General features: G+C 48.2%; 14 protein-coding genes and 2 pseudogenes. 8 read left to right on the plus strand and 8 right to left on the minus strand.

Annotated elements, in window-relative coordinates:
- Positions 1-39 precede the first annotated feature (39 nt).
- From uxaC to N0B36_RS00305, 6 genes are all read right to left on the minus strand, one after another.
- Positions 40-1,440 carry a glucuronate isomerase gene (gene uxaC, locus N0B36_RS00280; protein ID WP_200079397.1) on the minus strand — a complete coding sequence of 467 codons (1,401 nt, stop codon included), beginning with the start codon at positions 1,438-1,440 and terminating at the stop codon, positions 40-42.
- A 198-nt stretch (positions 1,441-1,638) separates the two neighbouring features.
- The gene (locus N0B36_RS00285) at positions 1,639-2,958 is read right to left on the minus strand and encodes an MFS transporter (protein WP_227021096.1); all 1,320 of its coding nucleotides are present in this window, start codon (positions 2,956-2,958) and stop codon (positions 1,639-1,641) included.
- Between the two features lie 435 nt (positions 2,959-3,393).
- The gene (locus N0B36_RS00290) at positions 3,394-4,629 is read right to left on the minus strand and encodes a UxaA family hydrolase (RefSeq protein ID WP_047498221.1); all 1,236 of its coding nucleotides are present in this window, start codon (positions 4,627-4,629) and stop codon (positions 3,394-3,396) included.
- On the minus strand, positions 4,622-4,951 hold the full coding sequence (locus N0B36_RS00295; protein ID WP_047498223.1) for a UxaA family hydrolase: 330 nt from the start codon (positions 4,949-4,951) through the stop codon (positions 4,622-4,624). Before N0B36_RS00295 ends, N0B36_RS00290 begins: the two co-directional genes overlap by 8 nt.
- 114 nt (positions 4,952-5,065) lie before the next feature.
- The gene (locus tag N0B36_RS00300) at positions 5,066-5,830 is read right to left on the minus strand and encodes an SDR family NAD(P)-dependent oxidoreductase (protein ID WP_049281645.1); all 765 of its coding nucleotides are present in this window, start codon (positions 5,828-5,830) and stop codon (positions 5,066-5,068) included.
- A 42-nt stretch (positions 5,831-5,872) separates the two neighbouring features.
- Positions 5,873-6,559 carry an RraA family protein gene (locus tag N0B36_RS00305; protein WP_047498229.1) on the minus strand — a complete coding sequence of 229 codons (687 nt, stop codon included), beginning with the start codon at positions 6,557-6,559 and terminating at the stop codon, positions 5,873-5,875.
- 581 nt (positions 6,560-7,140) lie between these two features.
- On the opposite strand from N0B36_RS00305, the gene N0B36_RS00310 reads away from it, so the two are divergent.
- A complete protein-coding gene (locus N0B36_RS00310) occupies positions 7,141-7,842 on the plus strand; it encodes a FadR/GntR family transcriptional regulator (protein ID WP_047498231.1) in 702 nt (233 codons plus the stop codon).
- 600 nt (positions 7,843-8,442) lie between these two features.
- Here N0B36_RS00310 and N0B36_RS00315 read toward each other — a convergent pair.
- Positions 8,443-8,568: pseudogene (locus N0B36_RS00315) on the minus strand (IS5/IS1182 family transposase); the annotation flags it as partial.
- Here N0B36_RS00315 and N0B36_RS00320 point away from each other — a divergent pair.
- Positions 8,568-8,804: pseudogene (locus tag N0B36_RS00320) on the plus strand (carbohydrate porin); the annotation flags it as partial. The pseudogenes N0B36_RS00315 and N0B36_RS00320 overlap by 1 nt on opposite strands.
- Positions 8,805-8,970: 166 nt before the next feature.
- Here N0B36_RS00320 and N0B36_RS00325 read toward each other — a convergent pair.
- Complete coding sequence (locus N0B36_RS00325; protein ID WP_047498236.1) at positions 8,971-9,966, minus strand: LacI family DNA-binding transcriptional regulator; 996 nt, start codon at positions 9,964-9,966, stop codon at positions 8,971-8,973.
- Positions 9,967-10,207: 241 nt separating this feature from the next.
- On the opposite strand from N0B36_RS00325, the gene N0B36_RS00330 reads away from it, so the two are divergent.
- The 6 genes from N0B36_RS00330 (at position 10,208) to N0B36_RS00355 (ending at position 17,857) form a co-directional block, all read left to right on the plus strand.
- Positions 10,208-11,446, plus strand: coding sequence for an MFS transporter (locus tag N0B36_RS00330; protein WP_047498239.1), 1,239 nt, complete (start codon positions 10,208-10,210; stop codon positions 11,444-11,446).
- Between the two features lie 19 nt (positions 11,447-11,465).
- Positions 11,466-12,902 carry a glycoside hydrolase family 32 protein gene (locus tag N0B36_RS00335; protein ID WP_259685166.1) on the plus strand — a complete coding sequence of 479 codons (1,437 nt, stop codon included), beginning with the start codon at positions 11,466-11,468 and terminating at the stop codon, positions 12,900-12,902.
- Between the two features lie 93 nt (positions 12,903-12,995).
- Positions 12,996-14,261, plus strand: coding sequence for an OmpG porin family protein (locus tag N0B36_RS00340; RefSeq protein WP_047498247.1), 1,266 nt, complete (start codon positions 12,996-12,998; stop codon positions 14,259-14,261).
- A gap of 14 nt (positions 14,262-14,275) precedes the next feature.
- Positions 14,276-15,769, plus strand: coding sequence for a glycoside hydrolase family 32 protein (locus N0B36_RS00345; protein WP_259685168.1), 1,494 nt, complete (start codon positions 14,276-14,278; stop codon positions 15,767-15,769).
- Positions 15,770-15,781: 12 nt separating this feature from the next.
- A complete protein-coding gene (locus tag N0B36_RS00350) occupies positions 15,782-16,795 on the plus strand; it encodes an OmpG porin family protein (protein WP_047498253.1) in 1,014 nt (337 codons plus the stop codon).
- Between the two features lie 111 nt (positions 16,796-16,906).
- Positions 16,907-17,857 (plus strand): aminoimidazole riboside kinase, encoded by a 951-nt coding sequence (locus tag N0B36_RS00355; protein ID WP_047498256.1) that lies wholly within the window; start codon positions 16,907-16,909, stop codon positions 17,855-17,857.
- Positions 17,858-18,223: the final 366 nt, after the last annotated feature.

Genomic DNA, 18,223 nt, shown 5'->3' on the forward strand with positions numbered 1-18,223 from the left:
TTATTCGTAAATAGGGCGTAGTAAAGGTATCAGCTGTTTTTATTTTTTAAAGTATTTTCTCTCAGCGTTAAAGTAACAGATATTTTGTATCATTCCCCCTGCTACCGACAGTTGATTCGTATATTCCCCGCGCTCAATTAAATCACCGACAAAATTACATAAAATACGACGAAAATACTCATGTCGAGGGTAGGATAAAAAGCTTCTGGAATCGGTTGTCATGCCGATAAAGTGACCTAATAGCAGAGCGTTGCCAAATGCTGTAAGTTGGTTTTCCATGCCGACTTTATGATCGTTATGCCACCAGGCAGGGCCAGGTTGCACTTTTGCCAAAGCTTTGTCGCCCGGGAAATTCCCCGCCAGTGTTGCCAGAGCTGAATCCAGTGTTGGATTAAGGCTGAATAACAGAGTATCAGGCAGGCTCTCCTGCTGTTCCATACGATTGAGCAATAACACCAAATCATCCAGACATGGGCGGTCGGTTGGCGAATCGTAACCGCAATCGCGTCCGAGATGTGCCAGCATACGGCTATTCACGCTGCGCATGGCGCCGATGTGAATTTGCATGGTCCAGTTAAGCTGGGCATAACGGGAAGCCAGAAAGCAGAGCGTTTCGGTTCTGAATTGAATCACTTCCTTCGCGCTTAACGGGTCGCGATTGAGCGCTTTTTCAAAAATATGCTCCAGCTCTGACGGCGTGGCCGGAATATACCGCATCAGATCTAAGCCGTGGTCCGACATTCGGCAGTGTTGCTGGTGAAAGAAATCAATACGATTACTTAACGCCCGGCAGTAATTCTGGTAACTATCGAGCCTTATGCCTGACCGGGCCGCCAGTTTTTCAACGTAATCAATAAAATTCTGGTTATCTATAGCCAGCGCTTTGTCGGGGCGGTAAGTCGGAAATACGCCGATGCGGAAATCGTCCTGGGCGGCTAAGTGTTGATGGTATTTCAGGTCGTCGACCGGATCGTCGCTGGTGCAGACATAGTTAACATTGGCCCGTAGCATTAATTTTTGTGCTGAAAAGTCGGGGGAGGCTATTTTTTTATTACACTGCTCCCACAAATATTCCGCTATTTCAATGGATATCTCATCTTCAATATCAAAAAAACGCAGTAATTCTAAATGACTCCAGTGATAAACCGGATTTCCGATGGCTGAAGGTAATACCTTACAGTAATGCATGAATTTACTTTTATTGTCGCCGTCGCCCATTATGAGTTTTTCTGCTACACCACCAAAGCGCATTAAACGCCACTTATAGTGATCTCCGCCCAGCCATAATTCGGTAATATTATCAAAACGCTTATCAGTCGCGATTTGCTCCGGGATAAGATGGCAATGAAAATCAAATATCGGCATCGGTTCGGCGTAATCAAAATATAACTTTTGCGCCGTTAAGCTTCTCAATAAAAAGTCTTTTTTTATAAATGACATAAGACTTCCTCCTCATAAGAATAATTTATTAATTCAACTTTTTTGTTTAAATTTGTGCGCGCTATTTACACCCGTCATACTTAAAGCTGCCTGTGCGTTGGCTGCCCGTACTTGTCCCAGTCGCTTACCTGAGTAAAATCCTGGGACTCGTGTGGTTGCAGCCTTCAAATAACTAAAATTATTCAGGGGTATGATGACTTATTGGTTGTTCGCTTTGTGTTTAATAATATGTACGGCGACAACGGACAGTAAACAGCATGCCCAGATATAACCAAATACATAGGTGGGTTTACCCTCGGCCAGCGTCACTAGCCAGGCGCAGATAAACGGGGTCGGTCCGGCGATTAGCATGCCGTTTAGTTCTCTTGACAACGCAACCCCTGAAAACCGGTAGCGTATCGGGAATAAATTTACTAAAAAGGCGCCCTGAGAACCGGATGTCGCGCCGTAGCCGATGCCGTAAAGAATACACATACCGAGGATAACGAAAGCCAGATTTTGCGTATCAAGAATCGCGAAAAAGGGAATGCTAAACAGAGCGATAAAAATACAACCTAGCGAGTAGACTTTCGCCGCACCCACTTTATCGGAAATACTCCCCATAATAGGCGTGCCGATAATGCCGGCGATAGAGCCGCATATAAGTGCGATCAGGCTGTCTGTTCTCGTCATGCCGAGGGTATTTACCATGTAACTGATACTGAATACGCTCAAGATATAGGAATTTGCCTGATGTGCCGTGACGCTGAGAAAGGCATAGAATACTTCTTTCGGACTATTTTTTAATAACTCAGATAGGGGGACTTTCTGCGTTTTCTTTTTCTTCTCGGCTTCGGCCATGCTTTTTTGGTAAGCCGGCGTCTCATCCAGATTATGCCGGATGTAAAAAGCGAGGATAAAAAGTACTGAGGAGGCTAAAAATGGAATGCGCCACCCCCAACTGAGAAACGCGTCTTCCGGTAATTGCGAAACCAGCAAGAAGGCACCTGTCGCAAGCATAATCCCCACAACGGTCGACGCATTGATGATAGAGGTATAGAAAGCCCGGCGCTTAAAGGGAACATATTCCCCGACAAATGTCAGCGCCCCCGCCAGCTCGGCGCCAGCGCCAAATCCCTGGAGCAAGCGTAACAGCACCAATAGCACGGATGACCACACGCCGATATGAAAATAGCTCGGCAGCAGGCCCAGCGCGACGGTTGTTAATCCCATCAGGACGATAGAAAATATCAGGGCGGGTTTTCGTCCCCATTTATCGCCGATGTGAGAGATGATCACCCCTCCCAGCGGTCTGGCGAAATAGCCGACGGCAAATGTCGCCAGCGCGGCTAATAAGGCGGACGACGGCGAAAGGGAAGGAAAGAAGAGTTTGTTTATGACTAAGCCTGCCGCCGCACCATAGAGCGCATAATCGTACCATTCGATAATCGTACCTACCGAACCAGCTACGACGACTTTTCTTATCGTTCTGGTATCAGCTTCTGGCTGTATACCTTCTTTATATACTATGTCTGTCACAATAATTATCTCCAACTAGAATTGTTATGCGCCTAATAAAAGAGATTTTTCAGCCAGAGCAATGACGAAGCGGCCGACTGTTATTCTCAACGAGGTAATTTCAATTCATACGGACTATTTACTCTCATTATTAATTTACCATTCCCCTGGTGCTGAAAAATGCGCTGCACAAGGGAGGATGCCCAAGTCACTCTCACCTTCGAGGCTATCATCACGCCGCCCACTTACCCTATCAACCTGCATGACATGGTGGGTGGTTGTATTAGCATCATTTCTTTTCAGCTCGTGATAAAGGTCACGGCAGTTTTATTTAAATAATGTCGCCGCAGTACATCCTCTGGATAGGACATGCAAAGCGGTAACGCCTATTCTTCTATTTTGAGCTTGGCAATCTAAAGTTATATTAATAATGGAGAATTATTTTACCCACCTTATTCAATGTTCATTTTCACACCGCGCGGGTATCAATACGTCTCTGCTTTGATATTTATAAGGAATAAAATATTCTTTATGCCCCTGTTCTTCACTTTTACTTTTTTTCCCAGAGGCGATCACCATAACCAATTCGGCTATTTCTGTTGAAAGCGCCTGTTGGGAGAGTGCTCCACTTAAAAGACGGCCTGCATCCACATCCATATCTTCCGACATGTTGGCGTAAGTCTGGCTGTTACCGGTTATTTTAATGACCGGTGCGACGACGGAACCGACTACGCTGCCGCGTCCGGTAACAAAAAAGATAATGTGGCTGCCGCAGGAAATAAGCGCCATCAGCCCTTCATTATCATTGGGGTTGGTAATGCCGAATTGCATCCAATGAGGGTCCGGGGTGGAATCAAGCAGCCATAACCCTTTTCCTTTCGGACTACTGCTGACTTTCAGTATTCCCTGAATAGGACGGGAACCGCTTTTTATCACTGCGCCCATGCTTTTTTCTTCAATAGTGGACAATCCGCCAGCGAAATTACCCGGGCTGACGGAGTATTGCCTTACCGATTTACAGTAATCCAGCGCCTTATTGTAAGTGGCGATGATTTGCTCCCTGGCAGCTTCTGTCGCGGCCCTTGCCGACAAGATATCAATCAGACCAATGGCTTCGACAATCTCTTCAAAGATCGCGGTACCGCCGGCATCAATTAACCAGTCGAAAAAATTCCCTACCGCCACATTGCCCGCCAGGCCGCTGGTATAATCGCTTCCGCCGCATTCGCTGCCGATGATGAGATCGGAGAATCCCATCGCCACGCGTGGCGTATGACTTAATTCGTCCTGAATGCGTTTAACGTATTTAACTCCAAGCTCGATACTGCTTTTTGTGCCGCCGGCCTGCTGAATGAAAAACCAGTTTGTCGGTTTGCCTTCTTCTTTCGCGATATTACTGAGCCACTCCGGCTGAATATATTCGCACCCCAACCCAACGGCGAGAACGCCGCCGACGTTGGGATGGCGAATCAACGCAATAAGCATTCTTACGGCATATTCGTTATCGGTACAGCCTGAAAAGCCCACGACCTCCACTTCGGAATCGTTAATCTGGGCGACGATTTTGTCTGCGATGAAATGGGCGCATTCAACGGTATAAATGACCAGTGTTTTATTACGGATGCCTTTTGCTCCACTCTGGCGTTGGTAACCCTGCCAGCTTATGGTTTTCAGACTATCTGATTCATTCATATTTAATATCCTTTGGCGCGCCGGTGACGACATCCAGACTGGCGGAACGTCGATCGTAATTGCTGCACATTACGTGCAAATGCACCCAGTCTCCTGGCCTGATATCCTGCGTGGCCGTGCCGATGCTAATACCATATTTAACGATCGGCGCGCCTTGGGCGATAAAAGATAGGGCAATCTTATGGCCGATATGAATCTCTTCATTTGCATCGATTACCCCCTCTTCGGCACCGCGAATATTCGCCGTTTCTCCGTGCTTAAACGATGTCAGCGCGGTTGCAACGTTATCGGTTGCATTAATTTTGTATACCACATTGTCCATAGTCGCTTCCGGTTTAATAACTGCCAGGGATCGGCACTGTTAAAGACATAACGGTTGGCATCCCTCCCTTAATAACATCGACCTCCGTGCCTGATGGCGAGAATTGCCCTGTTTTCAAAAACCGATGAGCGCGCCGCCATCGACAATCAGTACATGGCCGCTGACGAATCCCGCGGCGTCGGACGCAAGATACGTCGCCGCCCAGCCGATATCATCCGGCTTACCGAATTTTTTCATCGGCGTACGGCCGAGGATCTTGTTTTTACGTTCATCGTCGCCCTCAATGGCCTTACGCAACATAGGCGTATCGATCCAGCCGGGGGCGATGCCGTTCACCCGGATGCCGGCGCCGGATAACTCCGTCGCCAGACCGCGGATCAATCCCAAATAGGCGGATTTTGCCGCCGCATAGCCAGTGACGTAAGGCTGGCCGAGGAACGAGGTCATGGAGGCGGTAAACAACACCGAAGCATTGCCGAGCTGTTTCATATGCGGCACTAGCGCGCGAGTGAGGGCGAAAGCGCCGACGACGTGCACATCTAGCACCGATTCGAACTCTTTAACGCTCATCTCTTCGATAGGCTTCTTACAGTGATTGCCTGCATTATTCACCAGAATGTCGATGTGCTTATGCTGTTGCAGTAAATCGCCGACCCAGCGTTCCGTCTCATCGGTATCAGTGACGTTGAACTGCGTCCATGAAGCGTTCGGCCCTAAATCGTCGGCCGCTTTTTTGGCTGCATCGGCGTTCATGTCGGCAATGATCACCTGTGCGCCGCTGGTTATCATGCATTTTGCCATCGCATAACCCAAACCGCTGCCGGCACCGGTAATTAAGGCTTTTTTATTCGTTAAAGAAAATATGCTTGTGTCTGACATACTGTTTCTCCAAAATCATTTATTACCGTTTTGACAGGATGCTTACATTACGCCGAATTTTTCAAAAGCTTCTACCGTACTCATACCTTTGGCTATCGCTTTACGGACTTGGTTTTCCGTCGATACTTTTTCCAACGCTTTACTGATAACTTCTGTCTCCAGCGCTTGCGGTATAATTAAAACGCCGTCGCGATCGCCGAAGATGATGTCACCGGGATTGACGCGCACTCCGCTGAATTCAATCGGCACACGATAATCGATAACTTTTCCCCGCGGCCCCTGGTCCTGGGCGTAAGTTCCATGGGAAAATACCGGAAAATCCAGGTCATAAATTTCTGACGTATCACGAGAAAAGCCATCCAGTACGGCACCTGCAGCTTTTAGTTTAATGGCGCGGGCCGACATAAGTCCGCCCCAGAGTGCGTAACGTAGAGAGCATCCCGTCGTGATATAAACTTCATTTTCCTGTAAGGAATCCAATGCTTCAAACATAATACCAAAGGGTTTTTCCCCTATGTCGCTCTTATTTGAACTGGAATGAAGTTCAAATACATCGGCCTCTAATACCGGCATTGCCCGGCCAACCACCACCATATTTGAACGAATGGGCTTAACCACAGGCGCAATAAACTGGTGTAAATACCCAAGCGTATCAAGAATATCACCCACTGCTGCGGGGAATAGATTTGTTCGCATTAAGTGAAAAAGTTCTTTGTCATTTTCCCACATACTTTATCCCTATCCCATTATTTATTTGAATGAAATCAATATACTTACTAAATTAATGACTACGTGAGAGGCCCGTTATTGTGTTCGGCGATTCATAAAAACATCTAAACGCGTTACACACACTCATCATATACACCTGTCAGACAGGTGTATATGATGAGTGTGTTAGTTATGTGATAATGATCATGATTTTAAACTAATGAGGTGCTCGTCCCTTTCATGTCGGCATCAATGGCGATTATTGCCGACGAGATTGGTAGAGCGCGGAGATCGTCGCGATGTAAATTTTGCCCGGTATTCCTCAAATTCAGGCGGAATCGGCGGATTCGTTTTTACTTTTTTTGTGGGAAAATAAGCAATAAGATGAGCCCTGGCGCAGGCGGAGGTTGTGACGAGCTGGTGCCAGGACGGCATGCAGCAAAGCAACATAGCCGGTGTTCACCCCCGGTGGAGGTCGGTTAGTAAGGGTAACCCCCTGAAAATGAGCAGTCGGTATAGCATCTTTGTTTCAGAGACGTTATCTGAAATGAGAGTAAATCCGTGCTGAGACAGGTTCTTAACAACGACGGAATACAGTAGGGATGAAAAAAACAATACTTAGGCAAGACACATTATCTTCGCAGGTTAAGAACTACATCCTGCAACTGATTATGAAGGAAAAGTTGGTTGCAGGAATGGCGGTACCCAGCGAGATGCAACTGATCCAGGATCTGGGAGTCAGTCGGGGCGTGGTAAGGGAAGCCTATCGTTCTTTAGCCGCTTTGGGAATATTAGAGATTCAGAGCGGTAAATTGCCGACCATAAAAAAAATCGACACTAATGTTCTACAGCTTATTATCAATTTTGCGGTCATTACAGAGCAGGTCACTCACAAGGATATACTTGCAGTCAGGCGTCATCTTGAAATGGGGTGTGTACATCTGGCGGCGATTAACGGCAAAGAAGAGGATTTTGAAAAACTCAGGGAAGAAATGCGGCTAATTAAGGAAAACTTTAAGGACGTGGACGATTTTATTAGCCACGATTTGCAATTTCATTTCATTCTTTCCCGCGCGTCGGGTAATACACTGCTTTCTATTTTACTTCAGTCGTTGCATGAACAGCTAATGACCTCGATGCGCGCCGGTTTGGTTGCTCAGAGTAAGAAAGAAAAAGAGTATGAAATTAAGATCATCGAGCTGCATCAGCGTATTTGCGACGCCGTTTGCACCAGAGATCCTGAACGAGCCGTACAGGCTATGGCCGAACATTTTGAAAATGCCATCGACGCGTTGATCGATTAGCCGTTGAGCAACGTCGAATCTTTAAAGCTATACCCTATTGTTAGTTGGAAATAACGGATTAATATCCCGCTATATGGTTAAATGTCGTAAATGTGTACTAGCGTAAAGTAAGATTGAACCATACCAGAATGTGACAGGCTGATGCGCCCTGCGGGCTTGTCCAACCCCGCGGCTGTATAGAAACAAGTTCTGAACAGACTCACAGTTTTCGTTGCAGGCCAACAAAAATAAATACGGGCACTAGGAATATTTTCTGGACTCTTTTTTCAATAGTGACGAAATAAGCAGCATAAATATCATTCTTAGGCAATCAATCGTCGGCAAATGCATTTCAGGGTAATCCTTGAGTACTTTAGTTGTCTTCTTCAGTTAATGAAAGGTATTAGAGAGGACTTAGGGTAGCCCTAACTCCTCTTCTTAGGAAAAGCTATCGTAGATAGCCATGATCAAACTTAACAGTTATTGGTAATGCGAAGGAAATTCCATCAAGTTGAGGCTTTGTTGAATAAATCAGAGTTAGACGACAGGCTCCCGTTACCGCATCTGTTATGCGATCCGGACGCTGTGAGGCATATCAAACAACGTCATCCGGTCCAGCGCTTAAGCCATTGCCATCGCGTCACCCACCTGCGGTTCATAGTCCCGAATGCTCAGATGAGCACCCAGCAGGGTTTTGGTATGGAACACAGCCGTTTCTGCCAATGAGCGACGATGATAACCTACTTGAAAGAGTAGCCCGTCGGGCGGAACTCCTGAACCAAATGCGGGGTATTGTTGATTATGATAATCCTCTGTATGTACCGGTTCGCAAAGCCGAATATGTCGCAGAGTTGCATTATAGTTTTCTCCTTACTCCCTGGCTGACTGTACGTCCTAACCTTCAGTTACTCGCTCATCCGGGAGGAAGTGAGGAGATTAAAGACGCGTGGGTTGTCGGAAATCAGGTGACGGTTAAATTCTGATAAAACGGGTGGCGCCGTCTGGCCTAACCAGGATGAGCGAAAATAGCGAAGCATTTAGAGGCCAGCTAATTTTATGAACCATATCGGCGGGTTTCTGGTTCATGGCGAGCTTGAAATCGTATAGTCCAGGCTGGCATAAAAGGGACGGTTGTAAAAAACTGCTTTCTCAGAATGATTCGCGTCTGAGCCAGGGGCTCTCGACCAGCACCTTGTCCCGGTGGGTGTCGCCATTGATAATGTGCAATGTACTTAAGCGACCAATCTCATAATGTGGCAGTTGGACCGTGGATAGTGGGGGTAAAAACAAATTTCCGATGCCTACAAGATTATCGTAGCCAAGAACGGCAATATCCTGTGGGATTCGGATACCCTGCGTCAACAGCGTTTGATACACCATAAATGCAATACGGTCGTTGCCACAGATGACCGAATCAAATCGCGGTTTCCCCTGAACGATATGCGCCAGCAGCATCTCCGGAATATCCCGGTAGTGCTCATCGCCAAATTGCATATAGCAGTGCTCAAGCGTATCAGGATCGATACCGGCTTCACGGTAGGCGCGATCAAGCCCCCGACGGCGGCGACGCGTCGCCAGATGGTTGACAGGTAAATGCAGGCAGAGAGGGCGGCGGTATCCCGCAGCCAGTAGAGCCTGTACGGCCGTATACTGGCCTTGTTCATCGTCAGGTATATAGCTGGCAACCGGTTCTCCCTTGTTCTCGCAGTTGGCCAGAACGCAAGGGTGCTCCAGTAGCCGGGGCGGGATGCTCACTTCACGCAACCCCATGGTGGTGAAAATGATCCCCCCGGGTCGGTGGGCGAGCAGCAGGTCGACAATATCGTCAGGATTATCATCGGTAAACATATTCACCACGAAGCTGTTCCAGCCATACGCCCGTGCGGTTTCTTCGATAGACAGCGTGATTTCTACCGAAAAAGGGGTGGTGACGGTATCCAGCGCCAGCACACCGATGGTTTTGTTCCGGGAGCCGACACGACGAACCTGCCGGGCTGAGAGGTCTGGCACGTAATTTAACTGCAGGATCGCCTCCTGCACCCGGGACAGGGTTTCAGGCTTTACGCGTTTCGGGTCATTCAGCACCCGTGAAACCGTCATGAGCGATACATTGGCCAGTTTGGCCACATCTTTTAAAGACGCCATAGTTTTCCATTATCTGAATGCATTTAACCCTGTAAGGTGTTTTGAGCCAATGCGAATGTCCTATTCTAGGCACCGATACCCAGGGTTACGCAAGTCATGCTCAAAAGTTTGAGCGCGATCTCAACACATTAATGTTAACGTTAACTTTTGTGATTAACATCGAGTATCCCACCAAAATCGAGTGTACGTCTTAAATGTTAACGTTACCATCTTAGCATATCCTTCTTGCGAGATTACATAGATGAAAAAACGGCCTACTCAAAGTTACATGCTGCTCAGCGCTCTGCTGTTCTTTTTCTTTGTGACCTGGTCCTCATCAAGTTCACTTCTCTCTATCTGGCTTCACCAGGAGGTGGGGCTAAAGGCATCGGAAACCGGGATTATTTTTTCCGTTTTATCCGTTTCCGCGCTCTTCGCGCAAGTCTGTTATGGCTTTATCCAGGACCGGCTTGGTCTGCGTAAACATTTGTTATGGTTTATCACCGCCTTGCTGATCCTCTCCGGCCCGGCTTATCTACTTTTTAGCTATTTGCTGAGCGTTAATATTCTGCTGGGTAGCGTATTCGGGGGCTTATTTATCGGGCTGACGTTTAATGGCGGTATTGGCGTTCTGGAGTCCTATACCGAGCGTGTTGCGCGTCAGAGTACCTTTGAGTTTGGGCGGGCACGCATGTGGGGGTCTCTGGGCTGGGCTGTCGCTACGTTTTTTGCCGGGTTACTGTTTAATATCAACCCTGACCTTAACTTCCTGGTGGCCTCTTGCTCAGGCTTAATCTTCTTCTGTCTGCTAGCCCGCTTAAAGGTGGCCGCGCCGGCAAGCATGGAGAAACTCGAAATCGGCGCGAAAAAAGTTTCTCTGGAAGACGCCCTGCGTCTGCTCACTCTGCCGCGCTTCTGGGCGCTGATATTCTTCGTGGTAGGAACCTGCATTTACGGCGTATACGATCAGCAATTCCCGGTCTATTTCTCGTCACAGTTCCCGACATTACGAGAAGGGAACGAGATGTTTGGCTATTTAAACTCTTTCCAGGTTTTTCTCGAGGCTGCGGGTATGTTTTGTGCGCCCTGGCTAGTTAATCGCATTGGCGCTAAAAATGGTTTGATATTCGCCGGAATGGTGATGGCGCTGCGCATGATTGCTTCCGGGCTGGTGGAAGGCCCCTTGCTTATCTCTATTACCAAACTGCTTCACGCGGTCGAACTGCCAATATTGTTAGTCGCCATATTTAAATACAACAGTCTGAATTTCGACAAACGTCTCTCCTCCACCATTTATCTGGTGGGATTCGCCTGCACCAGCTCCGTCATTGGCACCGTATTGTCCCCGCTGGCAGGCTTTAGCTATGAGAGATTTGGCTTCGCCCAATCCTATCTGATCATGGGCATCATGGTGTTCAGCACCACGTTTATTTCCATTTTCCTTTTGCGCTCAACTAAATCCTCATCTGAGCCATCTTTTCTGCAGCAAAACGCTGTGTAATGCACTGAGAGTAAAGACGATGACATCCTTATTAGTACAGGCTGAACAGGTGCTTGAAAAAGCACAATCCGGGATTAATCCGCGCTGGTATCCGCGCTATCACCTTGCTCCTCGCGCAGGCTGGATGAATGATCCTAATGGCCTGGTATGGTTTGACGGTTGGTATCACGCTTTTTATCAACACCACCCCTATTCCCCGAAATGGGGGCCGATGCACTGGGGGCACGCCCGAAGCAAAGATCTGGTGCATTGGGAACATCTGCCCGTCGCGCTAGCGCCGGAAGGCCCGGCGGACAGAGACGGCTGTTTCTCCGGCTCCGCCGTGGTGGACGGCGATACACTGGCGCTGATCTATACCGGACATAAATTTCACGGCCCGGCGGACACAGACGACAACCTCTACCAAGTGCAGTGTCTGGCGACCAGTCGTGACGGCATCCATTTTGAACGGCATGGTATGGTGATTGATACGCCGCCCGGACTGCATCATTTTCGCGATCCTAAGGTGTGGCGCGAAGGTGAGTTCTGGTACATGGTTGTCGGTACCCGCGTAGAGAATAGCGGCCAGGTACGCCTGTACCGTTCCACCGATCTCCGCGAATGGCATGATGAAGGCATCTTCGCCGAGGCTGATGAAGGCAAGGGCTTTATGTGGGAATGCCCGGATTTCTTCCCCCTGGGAGAGAAGCGTATCCTGATGTTCTCGCCACAGGGTATGGCTGCGGAAGGGTATCACTATCGCAATCTGTTCCAGAGTGGCTATTTACTTGGGGATTGGCAGCCAGGTCAACCGTTCACCCACAGCGGACAATTTACCGAGCTGGACCACGGCCACGACTTTTATGCCCCGCAGAGTTTCGTGACTCCGGATGGCCGACGCATTGTCATTGGGTGGCTGGATATGTGGGAATCACCGATGCCTGAACAGCAGGATGGCTGGGCCGGAATGCTCTCGCTTCCGCGCGAATTAAGCCTTGTCGATGATGATCATGTGAGGATGAAACCTGCTGCCGAAGTGACCGCGCTGCGTGGCTGTTATTATCCCACCCCCGTCCGCTGCCTGAACAATCAGAACGTCCTTGTCGCGGCAGATGCCGATGCGGTCGAAGTACAGCTGGCATGGGATTTGAGTGCATCGACGGCTGAACAGTTTGGTATCGCGTTGGGCGACGGGCTGAGAATTTACGTCGATGATCAGGCCGGGCGTCTGGTGGTGGAGCGTCGCTATCCAGAATATTCGCTGGAAGGTACTCGCAGTATTCCGCTACCAGCTGGCAGCGTTCTGTCACTGCGAATTTTTATTGACCGCTCATCGGTGGAAGTTTTTGTTAACGATGGTGACGCTTGCTTAAGCAGTCGTATTTATCCGCAGCCGGGCGAGCGCGATATTTCATTGTTTGCAAATCAGGGGGCGGCCTCATTATACGATGCGGGATACTGGTCTTTAGATAAATAATTTTCAGTTCCGAGCTGTTTCTTGCATGGTGTATTTTTTATTTCTGCCAGTCTCTGGCTGGCATGTTATTGTCTGGAATAATGAGAGAGCAAAATGGATGAAAGCGTAATACCTCAAAATTGCATTAACTCGAAAGATAAAAATATATTTGTTCCAGGAAAACAGACGCTGGCATTAATGGTGACATTAGCGGCATTTCCTGCGATTGCTGAAGACGTTACGGGAAACTATCAAAGCTATTTTCAGGATGAATCAGACACCAACAGAACGAATGTATCACCAGTCAATAAAGGCAATGAACAATTGTCCCTTAGCGCTTCATCTTCTCCGGTTGCTGCAGGTCAAAAGCCTGAACTCACTACGTCGTCAGAGCCCGTGACGTTATCCGCGCCAACGAAGAATAAAAAAGCTGAAGTGAAAGAGAGTCATAAAGTGGATAACCCCGAAGACGTCAGTCTGTTGCGTTTAAGGCAGGAAGATCCGCCGGTTCACTGGAACAGTATCGGTCGTAATATGGAAGTCGGTGGCCTGCATGGGAACATCGGGTCTCAGATAGAAATTGACGATGTTCGCTGGAGTAATAATAAGAAAAACAGCGGCAAGTTCAAGCTCGCCACCATACAGGCTTTTTTAAGGCACGATGAATTACCTAACTGGTATTTTGGTTTCTGGAATGCTAGAGAAGACAGTTATAAAGGACAATTCAGTAATCAGGACTACAAAGGCACCAATACTATCAATGAACTTTTTGTGGGACATATTTTTGAAACCTGGCGAGGTAATATCGGTACGGAAGTCATGGTCGGTTCCGAAACGGCAACAAAGCGCTGGAAAAACCGGTTCAAGGTCTGGCAGGACCTGCGACTGTCCAACAAATGGAGCCTGGCCGGATACGCTTATGGCGAATATCAGCCTCAGGGTAACGAACCGGGGAATGGCGATCTGGAACAGTATATATTCGAAATTGAGCCAGCCATTCAATACCGCGTAAATCCGGATCTCGGACTCTATTTGCGGCCCTATTATTACTATAACCGTCAAGAGCGTCAAAGCTGGGGCGACATTGTAGAAGAGGAATGGAAAGTCACGGCCGGGCTCTGGCGTAACTGGTATCCGTTATTAACCTCGCTGTATGTTGGATTTGGCCAGGACAAAATAGATAACGCCAGTAATGCCAGTGAAGTTTTCTATGACGGCCGGTATAAATTTATCGGCGGTACGCTGAGTTATCCAGTATTTGGTGAAGTGCGATTATACGGTGAATTCAAAGCACAATTTACGAAAGAAACCGGGCTCTGGACATCGACCGGCCACTCATGGAATCCGTTTACTGTTGTTGGCGTGAATTATAACTTCTGACATTCAGGTGTAGCATGAAAAAATTAACATTAGTGGCATCCGTCGCTCTGCTTGCGCTTTCGCTTGGTAATACTCCGGCCTGGTCGCAGCCTTCGAAAGAAACATTACAGAATAAAAGTATCACCCATATTAATGGCTTTTTCCCGCGGGTTGAAGGTTCATTCGTGGGTGACCCCATGCCCGTTTTTAACGATGGCAAATTTGATATTTATTATCTTAATGACGTCCGCGGCGGCAGCGATCTGGGGGTACATGCTTTTCATCTCTTGTCGAGTGCCAACTTGTATGATTATCAGAACCATTCCGAAGTGATCCCCTACGTTAACGACGTTGACGATCCTGAACTGTTATTGGGAACCGGTTCGATTATTAAAGTCGGCGATACCTGGCATGCCTGGTACACCGCACACAATGAAAATGTGTTCCCGGTTGAGTCTATTATGCACGCGACCGGTAAGGATCGCCTTCACTGGGTGAAACACCCGCAGGACACCATTTTACCCGGCGGTAATTATCGGGGTAATGATTTCCGGGACCCTCACGTTGTTTGGGTAGAGGAAAAGAAAGAATACTGGATGTTAATTACCACGCGCAGTAACGGTCGTGGCGTTATTGCCCGATACAGTTCAACGGATTTAAAGCACTGGGAAGACCGCGGCGTATTTTTTGATAACGACACCATCACCAGTAATGCCAACCTCGAATGCCCGACACTGGTTTACTTCAACGGACGCTGGTATCTCAGCTTTAGCGACCAATGGCCGTTACGCCTGACACAATACCGGGTTGCGGACAATCCGGATGGGCCGTGGCGAAAACTGGACAATTATGTGGTCGATGGCTCGGGTTTTTACGCGGGTAAACTGGTGCTCAAAAACGATCGGCTGTTTGTTTTCGGCTGGATCCCGACGAAAGCCGGGAACAGTGACAGCGGCAACATTGACTGGGCAGGAAATCTGGTTGCGCATGAGCTCATTGCAGATGACCAGGGCCAGCTCAACAGTATCCTCCCCCAGGAGCTTCAGATGGTCATCAGTGAGAATCCTGGTCCGGTGACTACCTTAACGAGCACTAAAACGCTTAAAACGGCCACGTCGTTCGGCCCCTTACAGTCGGCGCTGTACCCGGCCTTACCTGAACGCGGTGAGTTGAGTGCAACCATCGACGTTCCTTCCGCCGGGATGGTGATGAGCTTTGGTCTGACCGGCGACAGAGTCAGTGATGCGATGCTTAACGTTGTGTTCAATAAGAGCAAAGGAAAAGTCTATTTTTTCAACGCGCAGCTCGCGTCGATTCATCAGGCTAACGCGGAATCCTGGGTGGATGTTCCGATTGGGGAAAATATTGAGTTACGCGTTCTCATTCAAAACTCAATTGCTGTCTTTTATATAAACAATAAAGCGGCATTCAGTACCCGGATGTATTCCATGCAGGAGAAGCCGTGGAGTATTAGCCTGCCTCAAAACGACAATTTTCACGCGACGTTGAAAATAAAAGAAATGATCTAACGGGATATTATTATGAAAAACTATCATGCCCTGTCTGTTATTTTTGCTCTCCTGTTTCCCGCGCTGGCGAATGCGAGCATGAGCATCATGAAGGATCCGTCGGGAAAGGTTGTTGCCGTGGACCCGTGGTCCTATCTGGACGAAGAGGTTATGTGGACCTCAGCCCGCTCCTCCAATCCTGCTGGTGGCCGCGTTCATGGCCAACTGAAAATGAAATATGCCATTGAGGATAATAACTGGCGCAACAGCCATTTCCACAACGGGAATGATTCGCTGACGTTTGTGCAGGGGGTGATGCGGCACGATGCATTACCCGGGTGGTATTTGGCTTTCTCTGAAGGCAGAACCACCAACTATAACGGAACATGGGAGGATCAGTCTTACCTCAGCCAAAACCAGTGGACTCAGTTGATTATCGGGCATGAATATTTTTACAAACGTCTGCGCTATGGCTGGGATGTGATGGGCGGAAGCGCATCAATTGAGGACCGTTGGCAAGGACGCATTAAGTTCTTTACCGATCTGCGTGTTACGGACAATTTCTCATTCTTTAACTATCTGTATCAGCAAATCGATCACCGCCGCAGCGGTGGGTCGCAAAATGACCGTGATGTGCGCTCATTTCAGATTGAGCCTGGCGTGCAATATATTATTAATAACACCACCGGCATCTGGTTCCGCCAGCAATTCGCGTCTGCCATTTTAGACAGGGCGCAGTGGGGCGATATAGACGAAAAAAGCTGGACCACGTCAGTCGGCGTCTGGCGCAACTGGGGGAAATTATCCACAACGCTCAGCAGCGGGTATGGCCATTATAAGAAATACAATGCACGGCCTGAAGATGGCGAAGTTTTCCAGAATACCCGCAATCGCTTCCTAAAGGTATCGGCGAATTATCCTTTGACCTCTCGTTTTACCGTGTCCGGAGAGGTGACTGGCTCGTTGATAAAACAAGACGGAAGCTGGGTCACTCACGGTGAAGCTATTACCACCGAATATAAACTGATGCTGGATTATAACTTTTAAACCGTACGCCTGGATAATCCATGGCACCTGAACACGCTTAAGCGCTATTAATAAATGACCTTCCCGCAGGTCGCGTTTAAAAAATAAGTTAATTATTATTGAGGAAATGTCATGAAAATCTGGACTCTTGGCGATGCAGTGGTGGATCTTCTACCGCTTTCAGACATGCAATATCAAGCTTGCGCAGGAGGAGCCCCGTTCAATGTGGCAATTGGTTCTGCGCGTTTGGGCTGCCAGAGTGGTTTTATTGGCCGGGTCGGTGATGATGACTTTGGTCATTTCCTGAAAAAAACGCTGTCTGACTCAGGTGTCTCAACCGAAAGTCTCCAGTTGGATAATCAGCACAAAACCAGCACGGTATTGGTCTCTCTGGGTTGCTCTGGGGAGCGGGGATTTACATTTTTAACCGACCCCTCCGCGGATCAATTTTTAACGCCCGATGCGCTTCCTGACTTTAGCGACGATATTCTGCATTTCTGTTCTCTGGCCCTGGTTGCCAAAACGTGTCGTGAAACATTAGTCACCGCCATCAGCCACGTAAAACAGCATGGGGGATTACTGAGTTTCGATGTCAATTTACGAGAGCAAATGTGGCTCGATAAGCATGAAATGGTCGAGACAGTGCGTCATTTCTCCTCACAGGTCGACATTCTTAAACTCTCGGAAGAAGAATGGTACTGGATAACAGGTACGCATGATTTTTCCTTGGCGCTTGACAGCCTTAAGGCGCTTCCTGCGCAACTGAAAGTCGTGACCTACGGGGCGCAGGGGGCCATGGTGCTATGGCGCGATAGCGTCATACATTTCAACGGTTATACCGTCGACAGTGTTGATACGACTGGGGCTGGCGACGCGTTTGTAGCAGGTTTGCTGGCCTGGATTGCACATAGTGGGATGCCGCAGAGCGTTGAACAGCTTCGCCAGTCGATTGCTCAGGCCAGTGCCTGTGGTGCCCTCGCGACAACGTGCAAAGGGGCACTGACCGCACTGCCGGATACCAACGCGCTCAATGCTTTCATTACTCAATTTTCTCTACCTGACTTCGAGGTGAAAAAACTCTAAAAATGATAGCTGCAGGTTAAGGGCTCATGTTGGTGGCAATAAGACGTTAGTTCACAGCTCCAGAGTACGTCTGACTAGGTTCCTGATGCAAAAACAGAAACAACTGCAGGAATTGCGGCAACAACACCAATTTTTTCATTAGTATTAACCCATGACGTGTCAGATAATTTATTAGACAGGATAAAACTTAACAAATGCTTATCCGGATAACGCTGATTAGGGGGGAACAAATACTTCGGACAGTTCGCGAAAGAACTTGCTCTCGATGTTTTGTATAGTGTTCTTTCCAATGTCAGTATTCCTAAAACATTAATATTTTATCTGGCATTTCTTCAACAATTTGTTGGCGATGGAGGTGACGATCCC

This window comes from Citrobacter sp. XY323, from assembly GCF_025106035.1.
Taxonomy (GTDB): domain Bacteria; phylum Pseudomonadota; class Gammaproteobacteria; order Enterobacterales; family Enterobacteriaceae; genus Citrobacter; species Citrobacter braakii.

Coding starts and splice junctions, on each gene's coding strand:
- uxaC (WP_200079397.1), bottom strand. CDS start 1,440: ATGTCATTTATAAAAAAAGACTTTTTATTGAGAAGCTTAACGGCGCAA.
- N0B36_RS00290 (WP_047498221.1), bottom strand. CDS start 4,629: ATGAATGAATCAGATAGTCTGAAAACCATAAGCTGGCAGGGTTACCAA.
- N0B36_RS00295 (WP_047498223.1), bottom strand. CDS start 4,951: ATGGACAATGTGGTATACAAAATTAATGCAACCGATAACGTTGCAACC.
- N0B36_RS00300 (WP_049281645.1), bottom strand. CDS start 5,830: ATGTCAGACACAAGCATATTTTCTTTAACGAATAAAAAAGCCTTAATT.
- N0B36_RS00305 (WP_047498229.1), bottom strand. CDS start 6,559: ATGTGGGAAAATGACAAAGAACTTTTTCACTTAATGCGAACAAATCTA.
- N0B36_RS00310 (WP_047498231.1), top strand. CDS start 7,141: ATGAAAAAAACAATACTTAGGCAAGACACATTATCTTCGCAGGTTAAG.
- N0B36_RS00325 (WP_047498236.1), bottom strand. CDS start 9,966: ATGGCGTCTTTAAAAGATGTGGCCAAACTGGCCAATGTATCGCTCATG.
- N0B36_RS00330 (WP_047498239.1), top strand. CDS start 10,208: ATGAAAAAACGGCCTACTCAAAGTTACATGCTGCTCAGCGCTCTGCTG.
- N0B36_RS00335 (WP_259685166.1), top strand. CDS start 11,466: ATGACATCCTTATTAGTACAGGCTGAACAGGTGCTTGAAAAAGCACAA.
- N0B36_RS00340 (WP_047498247.1), top strand. CDS start 12,996: ATGGATGAAAGCGTAATACCTCAAAATTGCATTAACTCGAAAGATAAA.
- N0B36_RS00345 (WP_259685168.1), top strand. CDS start 14,276: ATGAAAAAATTAACATTAGTGGCATCCGTCGCTCTGCTTGCGCTTTCG.
- N0B36_RS00350 (WP_047498253.1), top strand. CDS start 15,782: ATGAAAAACTATCATGCCCTGTCTGTTATTTTTGCTCTCCTGTTTCCC.
- N0B36_RS00355 (WP_047498256.1), top strand. CDS start 16,907: ATGAAAATCTGGACTCTTGGCGATGCAGTGGTGGATCTTCTACCGCTT.